This window comes from Pseudomonas sp. URIL14HWK12:I12, assembly GCF_003097135.1.
GTDB lineage: Bacteria > Pseudomonadota > Gammaproteobacteria > Pseudomonadales > Pseudomonadaceae > Aquipseudomonas.
The window spans coordinates 331,296-347,788 of the sequence record NZ_QEQL01000003.1; the positions used below are offsets into that span (position 1 = coordinate 331,296).

Below are 16,493 nucleotides of genomic sequence, written 5' to 3' on the forward strand. Positions count from 1 at the left end.
TGCCACCGGGCGTGAAAACGCGGGGAATGGTTAAGGTAGAGGGCGTAGATTGTTCAACAATCTATAAGTTTGCAGCCTACAAAATGCACCAATTTGTTACCCGGGTACACGCCAGTGCTACCGGATGACGCACGGCCTGCTCCTGCCGTCCTTGTCATTGGCGCAGTCAGTAGAGGAAGATCCACCGGCCTAACGTACCCAGCCGGACGCCCCATGAACGACCTTCCTCATTCTTCCCCTCGTACCTTGGGGGAATCCGTAATTCAACAGATCCGCCGGATGCTGGAGGAGGGCGAGCTGGTGCCGGGCCAACGGTTGTCTGAGGCGGCGCTGGCGGAAAGCCTGGATATCTCGCGCAACACCCTGCGTGAGGCCTTTCGCGTGCTGACCCAAGAGGGCCTGCTCAAGCATGAGCCCAACCGCGGCGTGACCGTGGCAGTGCCGGACATGGCCTCGATCATCGATATCTACCGGCTGCGGCGTTTCATCGAATGCCAGGCGCTGGCCAAGTCCTACCCCCAGCACCCAGGCGCAGCGAAGATGCGGGCTGCGGTGCAGGCAGCACAGCTGGCCCGGGAACGCCAGGATTGGGTCGCCGTGGGCACGGCCAACATGGCCTTCCACACCGCAATCGTGGAGCTGGCCGACAGCCCCCGCCTGGTGGCCTTTTACGCGCAGATTTCCGCCGAGCTGCGGTTGGCTTTCGGCCTGCTCAACAATGCCGAATTTCTCCATGCGCCTTACGTCGACATGAACGCCGCGATCGCGCGCAGCCTGGAACAGGGCCGCGCGGGCGAAGCGACGCGCTTGCTCGACAGCTACCTGGTGCAGTCCGAGCGCACGGTGCTGGCTGCCTACGACCGCTTGAAGCGCTGACCTTTCCAAGGAGCCTCCGTGACCCATCCCAAGGCCCTCGATGGCCGCGCCATCGCATTGATGACCCTACTGTGCGCCATCTGGGCGCTGCAGCAGATCGCGATCAAGCTGGCTGCCGATCATGCCGCGCCGGTGCTTCAGATCGGCCTGCGCTCCGGTGGGGCGGCGCTGCTGGTGGGGGCATTGATCTGCCTGCAGCGCGCAGGGTTCGCCTGGCGCGGCGGCGTATGGCGCTTCGGCCTGCTGGTGGGCGGGCTGTTTGCCCTGGAGTTTCTGCTGGTGGGTGAGGGCCTGCGCCATACCAGCGCTTCGCACATGGTGATTTTCCTCTACACCGCGCCGATCTTCGCCGCGGTAGGCCTGCACTGGGTGCTGCCTGCCGAGCGCTTGCAACCGCTGCAGTGGCTGGGTATCGCCTTGGCGTTCTGCGGCGTGGTCGCAGCCTTTGCCGAACGAGCGCTGGGCGGCTTCGCCGGGGCAGGCGGCGACATGTTGCTGGGCGATGCACTGGGCCTGCTCGCCGCAATGGCCTGGGGCGCCACGACCGTGGCGGTGCGCTGTACGGCACTCGCCCGGCTGCCAGCGACCCAGGTGCTGTTTTATCAGTTGGCCACTGCCTTTGTGGCCTTGCTGGGCGCTGCCGCCCTGACAGACCAGCTGAGCTTCGAGCCGGCTGCAGTCACCTGGGCAAGCCTGGCCTTCCAGACTTTCGTAGTGGGCTTCGCCAGCTTCCTCGCCTGGTTCTGGCTGCTGCGCCACTACCTGGCGTCGCGGCTGGGCGTGCTTTCGTTCATGACACCGCTGTTCGGCATTCTGGCGGGTGTGGTATTGCTGGGTGAAGAGGTGGAACCTGGCTTCCTGTTAGGGGCGGCCTTGGTGATGCTAGGGATCATGATGGTGAGCGGGCGGGAACTGTTCGCTGCACTGTTGGCTCGAAATTCAGCGAAACGACTGCCCTGACGGGCACCCAAGCCAAGGAGCTGCCCGATGACCATTGCCTACTGGTGCGTGCTGATCGCGATCATTTTGCCGTACGTGTGTACGAGCATTGCCAAGGCGGCCAGCGGCCGCTTCGACCGCAAGGCCAACCACGACCCCCGGGGCTTCCAGGATGGCCTGCAGGGCCTACCGCGCCGCGCCCATGCCGCGCAGCTCAACAGTTTCGAGGCGTTGCCAGGCTTCGCCGCTGCGGTGATCATCGCCAGCCTGGCCGGTGGGGCGCAGCAAGGCACGGTCGACAGCCTTGCCGTGGCGTTCATCGTCAGCCGGGTGCTGTATATCCTGTGCTACCTGGGTGACTACGCCCGGCTACGGTCGCTGGTATGGATTATCGGGTTGGTGCTGGTGATTTCGCTGTTCGTGGTAGCCGCGTAGCGGGCTATTGATCCAGCTCGTCCACGGCCTCTTGCAGTTGCTTGCGGGCGTCGGCGAGCTTGTTCTTGCGCTTGTCGATCTTCTCCGGGTCGCCCTTTTTGATCGCCTTGTCCAGATCCGCCTGGCGTTGGCTGACTTCACGTTTGGCGTCCAGCACCTTGTTCTCCCGCTCCTTGTGCAGTGAGCTGTCATTGCAATTGCGCTGGATGTTCTCCAGAGCCTCTTGCAAGCCGGCCTGTTGCGCGCTCCCTGCCGGTGCCGCGGCCATCTCTTCACGGACGCGGGCTTCCTTTGCGGCACACCCCTTTAGCGGCTCGGGCTCGTCAGCCAAGGCAAGCGGGCTCAACATCAGGCCGGCCAGTAGGGGTAGAAGACGTTTGGGAATCATGGTGGCTCCAGGTTCAAGGGCGATCAAACGAGCTATTGGACCGGATAACCGGCGCAAATTCCAAGCGCGAAAAGGCTGAAACTTTCTGACGTTCAAGATAGTTGGCCAGTGCGGCAACGTCAGGGTGCGAAAAGAAGTTTTCCAGGCGTTCGGCGCGCAGGGGGCCAATGCCAGCTTCGCGTTCCCACGCCTGGCGGGAACGCTCGGCCAAGGGTTGCCAGTGTTCCCCCAATGCTGCGTTGCCCGTAGGGGGCAGCCCAAGAGCCTTGAGCCAACGGGTGAAGGGTTGTGAACGGGCCGTGGCAAAGCGCTCGGCCATGTGTTGCGCCTGGGCTGGCCCTATGCCCGGCACTTGCTCCAGCGCTGCGGCGTCGAGCTCGAGCCAGGCCAACAGATGGGGTAATCGCCCGGCATCGATCAACTTTTGCCAGCTGGCGGGCCCGATGCCTGAAAAATCCATGTGCCCGCGCTTGCCCAACCAGCTCAGGCGCGCAAGGAATTGGGCCTCGCAGCCTGGCTCGGGGCGCCAACAGCCCAGTGGGTTTTTGGCCTTGGGCAGTGCCGGCAACGGTGGCCGTGGGGCCGCACGCCAAGCCACGCTCTGAACCTGCGGGATGGTCTGCCCGGCGAGCTCGATCACCACGTGGTCCCCAGGGCGGATGTCGAGCTCGCGCCAGCGCGCGACACTGCCGACGCTGACTGTACGCACGGTGCGATCGTCGAGCCTGGCGGGCACCAGTTGCAGCATGGGTGTCACTCGCCCCGTGCGCCCCACTTTGAAATCGACAGCCTTGACAGAGGCCAGCGCGGTACGTGGGGCGTACTTCCACGCAGCGATCCAGTAGGGCGCCCGTGCTTGCCATTGGCGGGCCTGCGGGCGCCTGCTGTCGCGCAGGATGATGCCGTCGGTGGCGAAGGGCAGCGGTGTCGTGTGCCAGGTATCGCGCCACTGGATGGCTTGTTCGAGGCCTTCGACACGCTGGCTGTATTGGCTTGCCAGGCCGAACCCGAGCCGCGCCAGGGCCGCTAGCCTGTCCGGGAGCTCTGCCGGGCCCTCTGGCCAATCCCAGGCGAAAAAGCCCAGGCTCCCGGATGGCGGGCGGCCCGCGCGTTTGCGCGCCATCCATCCAGCCACCTGCGAACGGGCGTTGGCCGAGCCCCGCTCTGCCTGAACATGGTTGGCTTCGATGCGGAAAATTTCGCCCTGCAGCAGAAGATCCAGAGGTTCTGGCAGTTCGGTGGGGAGCCCGTCGATTCCTTGGGCATTGGCGGTCCAGTCGTGGCCGTGTGTGCCGTTGCCGCGGCTGATCACCTGAGCGAGGCGGCCACCCTTGTAGATTACCGTGGCAGCCACACCGTCGACCTTGGGCTGGGCCCAGACACCCTCCCGGCCATTGAGCCAGGCCGCCACTGCAGCCTCGCTTTCCAGTTTGTGCACACCGGTATGGGGCACGGGGTGGCGAACCGGCCCGCTTGCCGTGGCCAGCGGCTCAAGCCCGGCGAGCGGGATGTCGGGGTAGCAGCGGCGCAGCTCGGCCAGGCGCTGCTCGGCTTGATCGTAGGTGGAGTCGGCGACTTCACTGACGCCGTCGCTGTGGTAACGCTGATTCCAGTGACGTAGCTGCGCCTCCAGATTTCGCAGCTTTTGCGCTGCTTCCTGATGCGGCCAGCCGGGGCAGGGGCTTGCCTGAGCGGTACCGGTCAAGAGTGTGAACAGCAAAAGAACCTGCAGGGCGGTGGCCATGGAAGAGCGTCCTTGCTCGGAGTGGTCGGAGCAAGGGTAGAACGAAAAAACCTCCCGGGCAGGGGAGGTTTTTTCAGGGCGTTTCGCTGGTTTTACAGCCCGGCGCTGGCTCGCAGTGCTTCTGCCCGGTCGGTCTTCTCCCAGGTGAAGGTGCTGAAGGTGTCATCACCGACGGTCAGCTCGTACGGGTTGCGGCCGAAGTGGCCGTAGGCGGCGGTGGCGCGGTACATCGGGTGCAGCAGGTCGAGCATGCGGGTGATGGCGTACGGGCGAAGGTCGAAATGCTCGCGTACCAGCTGGATGATCTTCTCGTCGCTCAATTTGCCAGTACCGAAGGTGTTCAGCGAAATCGAGGTGGGCTGCGCCACGCCGATTGCATAGGACACCTGGATCTCGCAGCGGTCGGCGAGGCCGGCTGCCACGATGTTCTTGGCCACATAACGGCCAGCGTAGGCGGCAGAGCGATCGACCTTGGACGGGTCTTTGCCGGAGAACGCACCGCCGCCGTGGCGGGCCATGCCGCCATAGCTGTCGACGATGATCTTGCGGCCGGTCAGGCCGCAGTCACCGACCGGGCCGCCGATGATGAACTGGCCGGTGGGGTTGATGTGGAACTGGGTGTCCTTGTGCAGCAGCTCGGCCGGCAGGCAGTGCTTGACGATCAGCTCCATCACGCCTTCACGCAGGTCGGTGTATTTCACCTCCGGGTTGTGCTGGGTGGAGAGCACGACCGCGTCGATGCCCACGACCTTGCCGCCGTCGTAGCGGCAGGTGACTTGAGACTTGGCGTCCGGGCGCAGCCATGGCAGGAGGCCCGACTTGCGCGCCTCGGCCTGGCGCTCGACCAGCGCGTGGGAGAAACGAATGGGGGCAGGCATCAGCACATCGGTTTCGTTGCTGGCGTAGCCGAACATCAGGCCCTGGTCGCCCGCGCCCTGATCTTCTGGCTTGGCACGGTCGACACCCTGGTTGATGTCGGGCGACTGCTTGCCGATGATGTTCATCACGCCACAGGTGGCGCCGTCGAAGCCTACGTCGGAGCTGGTGTAGCCGATGTCGCAGATCACGTCGCGGACGATCTGCTCGAGGTCGACCCAGGCGCTGGTGGTGACTTCGCCGGCAACGATGGCGACGCCGGTCTTGACCAGGGTTTCGACGGCTACGCGGGCGTGTTTGTCCTGAGTGATGATCGCGTCGAGTACGGCGTCGGAAATCTGGTCGGCGATTTTGTCCGGGTGCCCTTCGGACACAGACTCGGAGGTGAAAAGGGAGTATTCGCTCATCTCGAGGGCTTCCTGAGTTTTTACCGATGGTGAGGAGTGCCAGAAGGCCGCTCGAAAAGGCGTGCCTGGATCTGGAAACCGTTTCGCAGGCCTACGTAGAGGCCGTCTCCGGGCACGAGGCCCGCTGCGGTGGCCCACTGGGCCAGGTCATGCTGTTCAAACCCTAGCCAGAGATCACCACAAGCCTCCCTGGCCCAATCCTGGTTGTGGCTGCATAGATCGGTGATCAGCAGGCAACCGCCCGGGTTTACCCTTGCGGCAAGCCTGCACAGTGCGGTGGCAGGGTCGCTGAAGTGATGCAGCACCATGTTCAGCACCACGCAGTCGCCCGTGATCGCCTCTGAACCCAACGCATCGGCCAGGTGCAGTTTTACATTAGACAAACGCTGGCTCTCGCACAGAGCGCGAGCCAGCTCCAGCATGCTGGCGTCGTTGTCTACCGCGCTGACGCTGCGGAACCGCTCGGCAAGGTCAGGCAGGAACTCTCCGTCGCCGGGGCCGACTTCCAGTGCCGTGGCGGCCGGGCTGAACGCGCGTTTGTCGATCAGCGCCAGCAGGCTTTCCCGATACTGCGCAAGGCCTGCGATCAGGTCTTGCTGGGCACGGAATTTCTCTTCCATGCGCGAATAGAAGTTTTGCCGCGTATGGGCTCGCTGGCTTTCCACCGAGGCCAACCGGCCCAGCGTTGCCGCAGGCAGCCCAATGCGATCGACTTCTTCGAGCAGCGCCTTGTGCAAGTGGCCGCCCAGTTGTGACGGGGCCGGCAAGGTGCGGCGATAGAAAATGGCATTGCCTTCGCGGCGGGTGGTCACCAGGCCGGCCTGGGCCAGCACCTTGAGGTGGTGGCTCATGCCCGACTGCTTGATATCGAAAATGCTGGCCAGCTCGAGCACGCCGAACGAGGAATCTGCCAGCGCCCGCAGCACGCTCAGGCGCAGAGGGTCGCCGCTGGCCTTGGCCAGTGCGGACAACTCATCGAAGGGGGCGGGCGCGAGCGCCGTGGCAATGTGGTTCATGGCCATGGAGTCTAGGAGCAGGTTGCCCACCTCGCAAGGCCTATATCAAAACTTTTTGATATAGGCTGCCGAGTGGGTGGGTTCGCGGCTGCGATGCAGTTAAAAAGCCCGTGATGCCTCGCTGGCTGAAACGATACACTTATGCTGTGCTGTCATCTTTGATTGCCCCCACGGGGCCGGTGATAGAAAATGCCGGCCTTTGCCGTTTCATCTAATACTGGAGACAAACGATGCCCAGCCGTCGTGAGCGTGCCAACGCCATCCGTGCACTGAGCATGGATGCGGTACAGAAAGCCAACAGCGGCCACCCCGGCGCTCCCATGGGTATGGCGGACATCGCCGAAGTCCTGTGGCGTGACTTTCTCAAGCACAACCCGGCCAACCCGTCGTTCGTTGACCGCGACCGTTTCGTCATGTCCAACGGTCACGGTTCGATGCTGGTCTATTCCCTGCTGCACCTGACCGGCTACGACCTGTCCATCGATGATCTGAAGAACTTCCGCCAGTTGCACAGCCGGACCCCGGGCCATCCCGAGTATGGCTACACCCCCGGCGTCGAAACCACCACCGGCCCGCTGGGCCAGGGCATCGCCAATGCCGTGGGCTTCGCCATCGCCGAGAAGGTGCTGGGTGCTCAGTTCAACCGCCCCGGCCATAACATCGTCGACCACAACACCTATGTGTTCCTGGGTGATGGCTGCATGATGGAAGGCATCTCCCACGAAGTATGCTCGCTGGCCGGTACGCTGGGCCTGGGCAAGCTGATCGCCTTCTACGACGACAACGGCATCTCCATCGACGGTGAAGTCGAAGGCTGGTTCAACGACGATACGCCCAAGCGTTTCGAAGCCTACGGCTGGCAGGTGATCCGTAACGTCGACGGCCATGACGCCGACGAGATCAAGACCGCCATCGAAACCGCGCGCAAGAGCGAGCAGCCCACGCTGATCTGCTGCAAGACCGTCATTGGCTTTGGTTCGCCCAACAAGCAAGGCAAGGAAGAGTGCCACGGTGCTCCGCTGGGGGCCGATGAAATCGCCGCCACCCGCCAGGCGCTGGGCTGGAACCATGGCCCGTTCGAAATTCCCGAAGACATCTACGCCGAGTGGAATGCACGCGAGAAGGGCGCGGCCGCCGAGGCCGAGTGGGACCAGCGTTTCGCCGCTTACTCCGCCGCCTTCCCCGAGCTTGCCAACGAGCTGATCCGCCGTGTAAGCGGCGAGCTGCCAGCCGATTTCTCCGAAAAAGCCGCTGCCTGGGTCGCCGAAGTGGCCGCCAAGGGCGAGACCATCGCCAGCCGCAAGGCCAGCCAGAACGCCCTCAACGCCTATGGCCCGCTGCTGCCTGAGCTGCTGGGTGGCTCGGCTGACCTGGCCGGCTCCAACCTCACGCTGTGGAAAGGCTGCAAGGGTGTGAGCGCCGAAGACGCCGCCGGCAACTACATGTACTACGGCGTGCGCGAGTTCGGCATGAGCGCCATCATGAACGGCATCGCCCTGCACGGCGGCTTCGTGCCATACGGCGCGACCTTCCTGATCTTCATGGAATACGCCCGCAATGCAGTGCGCATGTCGGCACTGATGAAAAAACGCGTGCTGTACGTCTTCACTCACGATTCCATCGGCCTGGGCGAAGACGGCCCCACCCACCAGCCTATCGAGCAGCTGGCCAGCCTTCGCGGCACGCCCAACCTCGACACCTGGCGCCCGGCGGATGCCGTCGAATCGGCCATCGCCTGGAAGTACGCCATCGAGCGCAACGACGGCCCCTCGGCACTGGTGTTCTCTCGCCAGAACCTGCCGCACCAGGCCCGCGATGCCGAGCAGCTGGCAAACGTCGCCAAGGGTGGCTATGTGCTCAAGGACTGCAGCGGCGAGCCGGAGCTGATCCTGATCGCCACCGGTTCCGAAGTAGGGCTGGCAGTGCAGGCGTTCGACCAGCTCACCGCGAGTGGCCGCAAGGTGCGCGTGGTGTCGATGCCGAGCACCAGCGTGTTCGACCAGCAGGACGCTGCCTACAAGCAGGCCGTGCTGCCGCTTGAAGTCAGCGCGCGGGTTGCCATCGAGGCTGCCCATGCCGACTTCTGGTACAAGTACGTGGGCCTCGAGGGCCGCATCATCGGCATGACCACCTTCGGTGAGTCGGCGCCGGCAGCTCAGCTGTTCGAAGAGTTCGGTTTCACGGTCGACAACATCGTCGCCCAGGCCAACGAACTGCTGGAAGACTGATGCACGGCCAGCCGGCACCCCGTGTGCCGGCTGGCGTCCCGCCTACCCAGAGCCTGCTCGATGCCCTCCACGCGCCCCTACAAAGTTGCACTCAATGGTTACGGTCGTATTGGCCGCTGCGTGTTGCGCGCGCTGTATGAACGGGGCGAGCGCGACGGCATCGAAGTGGTCGCCCTGAACGACCTGGCCGACCTGCCAAGCCTCGAATACCTCACCCGCTTCGATTCCACCCATGGCCGGTTTCCCGGCGAGGTGCGTATCGAAGGTGACCGTTTGAACGTGCACGGCGACAGCCTGCGCGTGCTGCGCAGTGCCGAGCCAGAAGGTGTCGACTGGGCAGCCTTGAATCTCGACCTGGTGCTGGAATGTTCCGGCGCCTGGCACACCCGGGCCGACGGCGAGCGTTTTCTCGCGGCCGGTGCGCCGCGGGTGTTGTTCTCTCAGCCCATGGCCAGCGAGGCGGATGTCGACGCCACGGTGGTCTTCGGCATCAATCAGCAACAGCTCACCGGTGCCGAGCGCCTGGTGTCCAACGCCTCTTGCACCACCAACTGCGCAGTGCCGCTGTTGCGCCTGCTGGACCGTGCGTTGGGTATCGAGTACGCCTCGATCACCACGATCCACTCGGCGATGAACGACCAGCCGGTGATCGACGCCTATCACCATGAAGACCTGCGCCGCACGCGCTCGGCCTTCCAGTCGGTGATTCCGGTGTCGACAGGGCTGGCGCGCGGGATTGAACGCCTGCTTCCGGAACTTGCCGGCCGAATTCAGGCCAAAGCGGTACGTGTTCCGACGGTCAACGTTTCGTGCCTGGACATCACCCTGCAGGTGGGCCGCGATACCAGCGCCCATGAGGTCAACCAGATACTGCACGATGCAGCCACCGTCGGGCCGCTCAAGGGCCTGCTGGCCTATACCCAGCTGCCGCACGCAAGTTGTGATTTCAACCATGACCCGCATTCGGCCATCGTGGACGCCAGCCAGACACGCGTTTCCGGCCCCCGGCTCGTGAACCTGCTGGCCTGGTTCGATAACGAATGGGGCTTTGCCAATCGCATGCTCGATGTCGCGGCGCACTTGCTCGGCATCAACTCACCCAACAGCCAAACTGCCTAAGGACTGACACATGACTGTGTTGAAAATGACCGACCTGGACCTCGCCGGCAAGCGCGTCCTGATCCGTGAAGACCTCAATGTGCCAGTCAAGGATGGCAAGGTCACCAGCGACGCTCGCATCGTCGCTTCGCTGCCGACCATCAAGCTTGCGCTGGAGAAGGGCGCGGCGGTCATGGTGTGTTCGCACCTGGGCCGCCCGACTGAGGGTGAGTTTTCCGAAGAAAACAGCCTCAAGCCGGTTGCCGACTACCTGGCCAAGGCCTTGGGCCGCGACGTGCCTCTGGTGAAGGATTACCTCGGCGGTGCCGAGGTGGCCCCCGGTAGCGTGGTGCTGTTCGAGAATGTGCGTTTCAACAAGGGCGAGAAAAAGAACGCCGATGAGCTGGCCAAGCAATACGCTGCGCTGTGCGACGTGTTCGTGATGGACGCCTTCGGCACCGCCCACCGCGCCGAAGGCTCTACCCACGGTGTTGCCAAATTTGCCAAGGTCGCGGCCGCCGGCCCGCTGCTGGCGGCTGAGCTCGACGCTCTGGGCAAGGCCCTGAAGGCGCCGGCCAAGCCGATGGCGGCGATCGTTGCGGGCTCTAAGGTGTCGACCAAGCTCGACGTGCTGAACAGCCTGAGCACCGTGTGCGACCAGTTGATCGTCGGCGGCGGCATCGCCAATACCTTCCTGGCGGCAGCGGGCAAGAAAGTGGGCAAATCGCTGTACGAGGCCGACCTGGTAGACACCGCCAAGGCCATCGCCGCCAAGGTGAGCGTGCCGCTGCCGGTAGACGTGGTGGTTGCCAAGGCCTTTGCCGAGGATGCCGAAGCAACCATCAAGGCTGTCGACGACGTCGCCGATGACGACATGATCCTGGACATCGGCCCTAAAACGGCCGCCCAGTTCGCTGAGTTGCTCAAAGCCTCCAAGACCATTCTCTGGAACGGCCCGGTAGGCGTTTTCGAGTTCGACCAGTTCGGCGAGGGCACCAAAGCACTCGCCCTGGCCGTGGCTGACAGCCCGGCATTCTCCATCGCCGGTGGCGGCGACACCCTGGCGGCCATCGACAAATACGGCGTCAGCGATCGCATTTCCTACATTTCCACCGGCGGTGGCGCTTTCCTTGAGTTCGTCGAAGGGAAGGTGCTGCCTGCTGTGGAAGTGCTGGAACAGCGCGCCAAGGGTTGAAGGCGATGAACAGGCCTATAGCCGTCCTCGGGCTCGCCGCGCTGTTGGCGGCGTGCTCGGGTAAACCGGTGTCGGAGCCACCCGGGCCCGAGGCGCCGGCCGGCGGTGGTTGTCGCCAAGCGGGGTGGCAGGCCGAGACGGCGCCGGTGATCAGCAAGCGTCAGGGCCAGGAGGCGCTGGAGCGCTACGACCCTGAGGCACAGGCAGCGGGAAGTGGCTGCCCGTAGCAATTTCAGCGCGCGCTTGTGGTCTGCATGGTTAGTGTCACTCACGTTCGTGAAAGGAGCTCACCATGAGAATTGCAGCAACGGCCCTGATCGCTTGCCTGGCTTTGCAAGGTTGTTCAGTGTTTGGCGGCGACCGCGCCAAGACCTGTGAAGTGTTCAGCCCCGCTTCGGTGGCCACACCTAGCAGCCAGGACAACCAACGTGTTCAAACCAATGCCACCGGTGATCCGACCGGAGGCGGTAACAAAATGCAAAATTGTGAGTCGCAGTAGCTTGTGTCGCGTCGGCTTGAGGGCCGGCCGGGGCGAGCAGATAGACCTGGAGTGTTGATGAGAAGGGCAGCGGGCCTTGTGTGTTGCGCGGTGCTGGGCGGTTGCGCCTGGTTCCAGCCAACGCCGCAGAAGGCGAACGAGGGCTGGTCGCACTGGACGTGCGACAGCCAGGCGGGTGTGCAGTGGCGCTATGCGTCGGCACAGCATGATGTAGTCGAGGCGCGCCTGGATGGCAGCGAGCAGCTGTACAACTTGCGTGCCGAACCAGGCGCCGCACAGGGCACCTTGTTCAGTGACGGCGTGTTGGCCTTCGATAACCAAGGTGGTGAAGGGCTGGTGTATTGGGTCGCTACCAATGACCTGATTGGCCGTGGCTGCAAGGCGAGATAACGGCAAACCTGTCGGGTGGGCCGTACGAATTTGAAACGCATGAACGGCAGGTTGCCCTTTGGCCCTGCACGGCATAAACGACCCTGGAGCGGGAGAGAAACAAACCATGGCACTGATTAGCATGCGCCAGATGCTGGACCACGCCGCCGAATTCGGCTACGGCGTGCCAGCTTTCAACGTGAACAACCTTGAACAGATGCGCGCGATCATGGAAGCCGCTGACAAGACGGACTCGCCAGTGATCGTCCAGGCTTCGGCCGGCGCTCGCAAGTACGCCGGTGCCCCGTTTCTGCGCCATTTGATCCTGGCCGCGATTGAGGAATTCCCGCACATCCCAGTGGTCATGCACCAGGATCACGGCACCAGCCCGGACGTCTGCCAGCGTTCCATCCAGCTGGGCTTCAGCTCGGTCATGATGGATGGCTCGCTCAAAGCCGACGGCAAGACCCCGTCCGACTATGAATACAACGTACGCGTCACTCAGCAGACCGTCGCTTTCGCTCACGCCTGTGGCGTGTCGGTAGAAGGTGAGCTGGGCTGCCTGGGTTCGCTCGAAACCGGCCAGGCCGGCGAGGAAGACGGCGTTGGGGCTGAGGGTATTCTGGACCACAGCCAGTTGCTGACCGACCCTGAGGAAGCTGCCGATTTCGTCAAGAAGACCCAGGTAGATGCCCTGGCGATCGCCATTGGCACGAGCCACGGCGCCTACAAGTTCACCAAGCCGCCTACCGGTGACGTGCTGTCGATCCAGCGCATCAAGGAAATCCATGCGCGCATCCCCAATACTCACCTGGTGATGCACGGTTCCTCGTCAGTGCCGCAGGAGTGGCTTGCGATCATCAATGAGTACGGCGGCGACATCAAGGAAACCTACGGTGTGCCTGTCGAAGAGATCGTCGAAGGCATCAAGTACGGTGTGCGCAAGGTCAACATCGATACCGACCTGCGCCTGGCCTCCACTGGCGCCATTCGCCAGTTCATGGCCAAGCACCCCAGCGAGTTCGACCCGCGCAAGTACCTGGCCAAGACCGTCGAAGCCATGCGCGATGTGTGCATCGCACGCTACGAAGCCTTTGGCACTGCCGGTAATGCCTCGAAGATCAAACCGATCTCCCTTGACGCAATGTTCGCCCGCTACGCCAAGGGTGAGCTGGACGCCAAGGTGAACTGATCGCCTGGTCAGCTTCCCTGCTTGAAAGACAAAGCCCGGCCAGTGCCGGGCTTTTTCGTTTCCGCCTGCGAGGCTCAGCGGGCAGCGACTTTTGCAGCGTCCGCCTTGGTGGTATGGGTGGCGGCCAGTTTATAGAACGTCACTTGGCCGCCTTCGGTGGCATAGCCGGTGTTGTCCTGGGTGTAGACGCCTGCTTTGAAATACAAGTCTTTGGTTTTCCAGCCTGAGTTCAGGGTGGTGCTCCATTGATAGTCGGCTGCGTTGACCACCAGGCTGCCCGCCTGGGTCAGGTGAATGGTGTAAGTGAAGCGGGTGCTGAGCGGCACGTTCTGCGCAATGGTAATGACCGTCGGCTCATCCTGCTCAGGCGTCTGGCGCAGTTTGGCCACGATATTGCCCAGCTTGGTTTTTTCCTTGTACTGGTACTCCACCTTCAGCAAAGGCTCGTTGCTGCCGTACTGGTGGATCTGGCCAATCACGACCTTGCCGGTAGACGGCACCATGTTCACAGCCAAGGCTGCACGCAGGAAGTTGTCGGCCTCGGGGTACTTCCAGTTATGCACCGCGCCGTTGGGGTACGTTTCGCGAAGTTCGCTGCGAGGGTACTTGGCGCTTTTGGTCACCGAGCCGGTTACCGGCGCCCAGAAGAACAAGGTGCTGGAATCAGCATGAAAATACTGATCTTTGTAGCCAGAGGCCAGTGCAGGGGTGTCGATGGTGGTAGCGGGGCTGCCGACGGGAATGCTGAGGTTCCAGGTAGAAAGATCGATCACGGTGTTCACCTTCGTAAGAGGGGCGTTAAGGTTCGTTAAACTCCGCGCTACCTGCGCTGTTGAAGGGCTGCCCTGCGCTGTGGTGCGGAAGATACTTCTTTTATCGGCAGCGTCCATAATTTGGCGTCATCCGTTTGTCGGCTTTCCATAAGCTTTTGATTGCCAAAGTTTCAGCAGCAGGACCGTTAGTCGGCAGGAGGGGGTAAGGGCGAAAATTTTTTCTCGGCAAGGGGCCGCTCGCCGGGCTAGGCTGTTTGAGTAGTTGTTCAGTTGTGGCAACGAGCCATTATTAGGTTGAGTAGCAGCATGGAATGCGCGCAGTCGAAAGCCGCCGATGATCGATCGGTACTGTTGGTCGTTGATGACTACCCGGAAAACTTACTCAGCATGCGTGCGTTGCTCGAGCGCCAAGACTGGGATGTAGTGACCGCTGCCTCCGGCGTGGAGGCACTGGGGATGTTGCTTCAGCACGAGGTCGACCTCGTGTTGCTGGATGTCCAGATGCCCGGGATGGACGGGTTCGAGGTCGCGCGGCTAATGCGTGGCAGCCAGCGTACCCGGCTCACGCCTATCATCTTCCTGACCGCCAACGAGCAATCGGAAGCCGCCGTGCTCAAGGGTTACGCCAATGGGGCGGTCGACTACCTGTTCAAACCCTTCGACCCTGAGATCCTCAAGCCCAAGGTGCATGCACTGCTGGAGCAACAGCGCCACCGCAAGGAACTGCAGCGGCTCAGCCGTGACCTGGAATCTGCCCGGGCCTTCAACGCCTCGGTGCTTGAGCATGCGGCAGAAGGGATTCTGGTGATCGATGAAGTGGGCAATATACGGTTTGCCAACCCGGCGATTTCAAGGCTGCTCGGGGCGACCATCGACGAGCTTGAAAGCGCACGCTTGCTCGATTTCATCGAAAAGCCCGGCGTCACCAGCTGGCATGATTCTGACTTTTTCCGCGCCTACACCCTGCGTGACATCCATCGCATTCATGACGCAGTGATGCGCACGTATGGGGGGCAGTCGCTGCCGGTCTCGCTTTCTTGCGCGCCACTGGCGGGCGACAAGGCGATGGTCGTGACGGTGCAGGACATGTCAGTGGTGCGCAGCCTGCATCAGCAACTGGAGTACCAGGCAGTCACCGACCCGCTCACGGGCCTGCTAAACCGACGTGGTTTCTATCAGACGGTTGAAGGCGCATTGCTGCGCAATGAGCGGCCGGACAAAACCCAAGCGCTGCTTTACCTGGACATGGACGGCTTCAAGCGGATAAACGATGCCCATGGCCACGATGCAGGCGACCGTGTGCTGCGCTGGGTGGCCGCACAGCTCAAGGAGTGCCTGCGGCCCTACGACATCGTCGGGCGCATGGGCGGGGATGAGTTCACCGCTTTGCTCGACACGCTGGACTACCCGGAGCAGGCCGCCAAGGTGGCGGAGAAAATACTGGAAAGAGTGCGGATCTGCGAACAGATCGATGGCATTGAGGTGTCGCTGGGCGTGAGCATCGGCATTGCGACCTACCCTGAATGCGGCTCTACCCTCGAGCACCTGCTGCGCGCGGCAGACATCGCGATGTATGCCGCCAAGCAGGCTGGGAAGCAACAATACCGCTATTACGATCAGGACCTGAACGTGCGCGCCCGCTCGCGCCTGCTGCTTGAGGAGAGCGTTGCCGAAGCCATAGAGCACCGGCATTTCCGGTTGTGCTTCCAGCCCCAGGTCGCGCTCAAGGATGGCAAGGTCCGGGGGTTCGAAGCGCTGCTGCGCTGGAATCATCCTAGCGTGGGCGACGTACCGCCGGACTTGTTCATTCCGCTGCTTGAGGAGGCGCGGCTGGTCAGCCGCCTGGCGACCTGGATCTATCAGGAGAGCGCGGCCACGCGCCGTACCTTGCTCGACCGCTTCGGCAGCGACGCAATCGTCAGCATCAGCCTCAGCAACGCGCAATTCAGCACGCCCAACCTGGTAGCCGAGCTGCAGCGGGCAGTCGCCATGAACGGCCTGCTGCCCCGGCAGCTGGAAGTGGAACTGACCGAACCTTCGCTGCTGCACAACCTTCAAGAGGCACGCCAGCAGTTATCGATGCTACGCGGGTTGGGGGTGCGAATCGCCCTGGATGACTTCGGTGCAGAGCACTGCTCGCTGGCGCTGCTGCGTGACCTGCCCATTGATACCCTCAAGTTGGACAGGCGCCTGATCGCGCGGCTACCTGACAGCCCCCGTGATGCCGCCTTGGTGCGTAGCTTGATCGAACTGTGTGCCAGCTATTCGATCGTGGTGGTCGCCGAGGGAGTGGAAACCCATGCACAGCAGCAATGGTTGCTGGAAAACGGCTGCGAATTCGTTCAAGGCTTCCTGGTAGCCCAGCCGATGCCAGGCAGCGAGGCCTCCAGCTTCGCACCGAGCTTCGACTGGCAGCTCGCCGACGACGGCGGGCGCGAGTAAACTGGCCGCTTTGCAC

Annotated in this window: 14 protein-coding genes and 1 pseudogene; 10 read left to right on the plus strand and 5 right to left on the minus strand. The window is 62.9% G+C overall.

The annotated features are described in order from the left end of the window. Positions 1 to 213 precede the first annotated feature (213 nt). From F474_RS11690 to F474_RS11700, 3 genes are read left to right on the plus strand one after another with little or no spacing between them, the layout of a single operon-like run. Positions 214 to 876: a GntR family transcriptional regulator gene (locus F474_RS11690; RefSeq protein WP_097084564.1), complete on the plus strand. Its 663-nt coding sequence runs from the start codon at positions 214 to 216 to the stop codon at positions 874 to 876. A gap of 18 nt (positions 877 to 894) precedes the next feature. After that, the gene (locus F474_RS11695; protein ID WP_097084565.1) at positions 895 to 1,836 is read left to right on the plus strand and encodes a DMT family transporter; all 942 of its coding nucleotides are present in this window, start codon (positions 895 to 897) and stop codon (positions 1,834 to 1,836) included. Positions 1,837 to 1,863: 27 nt separating this feature from the next. Beyond that, a complete protein-coding gene (locus tag F474_RS11700; RefSeq protein ID WP_097084566.1) occupies positions 1,864 to 2,250 on the plus strand; it encodes an MAPEG family protein in 387 nt (128 codons plus the stop codon). A gap of 4 nt (positions 2,251 to 2,254) precedes the next feature. Here the strand turns inward: F474_RS11700 and F474_RS11705 are convergent, their stop codons facing one another. The 4 genes from F474_RS11705 to F474_RS11720 all read right to left on the minus strand — a co-directional run bounded on the left by F474_RS11705 (position 2,255) and on the right by F474_RS11720 (position 6,681). Further along, positions 2,255 to 2,638 (minus strand): DUF1090 domain-containing protein, encoded by a 384-nt coding sequence (locus F474_RS11705; RefSeq protein ID WP_097084567.1) that lies wholly within the window; start codon positions 2,636 to 2,638, stop codon positions 2,255 to 2,257. Between the two features lie 13 nt (positions 2,639 to 2,651). Next, on the minus strand, positions 2,652 to 4,382 hold the full coding sequence (ligB, locus tag F474_RS11710; protein WP_097084568.1) for an NAD-dependent DNA ligase LigB: 1,731 nt from the start codon (positions 4,380 to 4,382) through the stop codon (positions 2,652 to 2,654). A 92-nt stretch (positions 4,383 to 4,474) separates the two neighbouring features. Next, positions 4,475 to 5,665 carry a methionine adenosyltransferase gene (gene metK / locus F474_RS11715; protein WP_097084569.1) on the minus strand — a complete coding sequence of 397 codons (1,191 nt, stop codon included), beginning with the start codon at positions 5,663 to 5,665 and terminating at the stop codon, positions 4,475 to 4,477. Positions 5,666 to 5,685: 20 nt separating this feature from the next. Further along, positions 5,686 to 6,681 (minus strand): metalloregulator ArsR/SmtB family transcription factor, encoded by a 996-nt coding sequence (locus F474_RS11720; RefSeq protein ID WP_097084781.1) that lies wholly within the window; start codon positions 6,679 to 6,681, stop codon positions 5,686 to 5,688. Between the two features lie 230 nt (positions 6,682 to 6,911). On the opposite strand from F474_RS11720, the gene tkt reads away from it, so the two are divergent. The 6 genes and pseudogenes from tkt to fba all read left to right on the plus strand — a co-directional run bounded on the left by tkt (position 6,912) and on the right by fba (position 13,262). After that, a complete protein-coding gene (gene tkt, locus F474_RS11725; protein WP_097084570.1) occupies positions 6,912 to 8,909 on the plus strand; it encodes a transketolase in 1,998 nt (665 codons plus the stop codon). A gap of 60 nt (positions 8,910 to 8,969) precedes the next feature. Beyond that, positions 8,970 to 10,035, plus strand: a pseudogene (epd, locus tag F474_RS11730) (erythrose-4-phosphate dehydrogenase). A 3-nt stretch (positions 10,036 to 10,038) separates the two neighbouring features. After that, on the plus strand, positions 10,039 to 11,202 hold the full coding sequence (locus tag F474_RS11735; RefSeq protein WP_097084572.1) for a phosphoglycerate kinase: 1,164 nt from the start codon (positions 10,039 to 10,041) through the stop codon (positions 11,200 to 11,202). 5 nt (positions 11,203 to 11,207) lie between these two features. Then, positions 11,208 to 11,429, plus strand: coding sequence for a lipoprotein (locus tag F474_RS11740; protein WP_097084573.1), 222 nt, complete (start codon positions 11,208 to 11,210; stop codon positions 11,427 to 11,429). Between the two features lie 329 nt (positions 11,430 to 11,758). Further along, complete coding sequence (locus F474_RS11750; protein WP_097084575.1) at positions 11,759 to 12,091, plus strand: MliC family protein; 333 nt, start codon at positions 11,759 to 11,761, stop codon at positions 12,089 to 12,091. Between the two features lie 106 nt (positions 12,092 to 12,197). Beyond that, positions 12,198 to 13,262, plus strand: a complete 1,065-nt coding sequence (gene fba / locus F474_RS11755; RefSeq protein WP_097084576.1) for a class II fructose-bisphosphate aldolase — start codon at positions 12,198 to 12,200, stop codon at positions 13,260 to 13,262. Positions 13,263 to 13,336: 74 nt separating this feature from the next. Here fba and F474_RS11760 read toward each other — a convergent pair whose 3' ends face one another. Continuing rightward, positions 13,337 to 14,035 (minus strand): polysaccharide lyase family 7 protein, encoded by a 699-nt coding sequence (locus tag F474_RS11760; RefSeq protein ID WP_097084577.1) that lies wholly within the window; start codon positions 14,033 to 14,035, stop codon positions 13,337 to 13,339. 306 nt (positions 14,036 to 14,341) lie between these two features. Between F474_RS11760 and F474_RS11765 the strand changes: the two genes are divergently transcribed. Further along, entirely contained in the window at positions 14,342 to 16,477 is a 2,136-nt protein-coding gene (locus F474_RS11765) for a bifunctional diguanylate cyclase/phosphodiesterase (protein ID WP_097084578.1), read from the plus strand. Positions 16,478 to 16,493 lie beyond the last annotated feature (16 nt).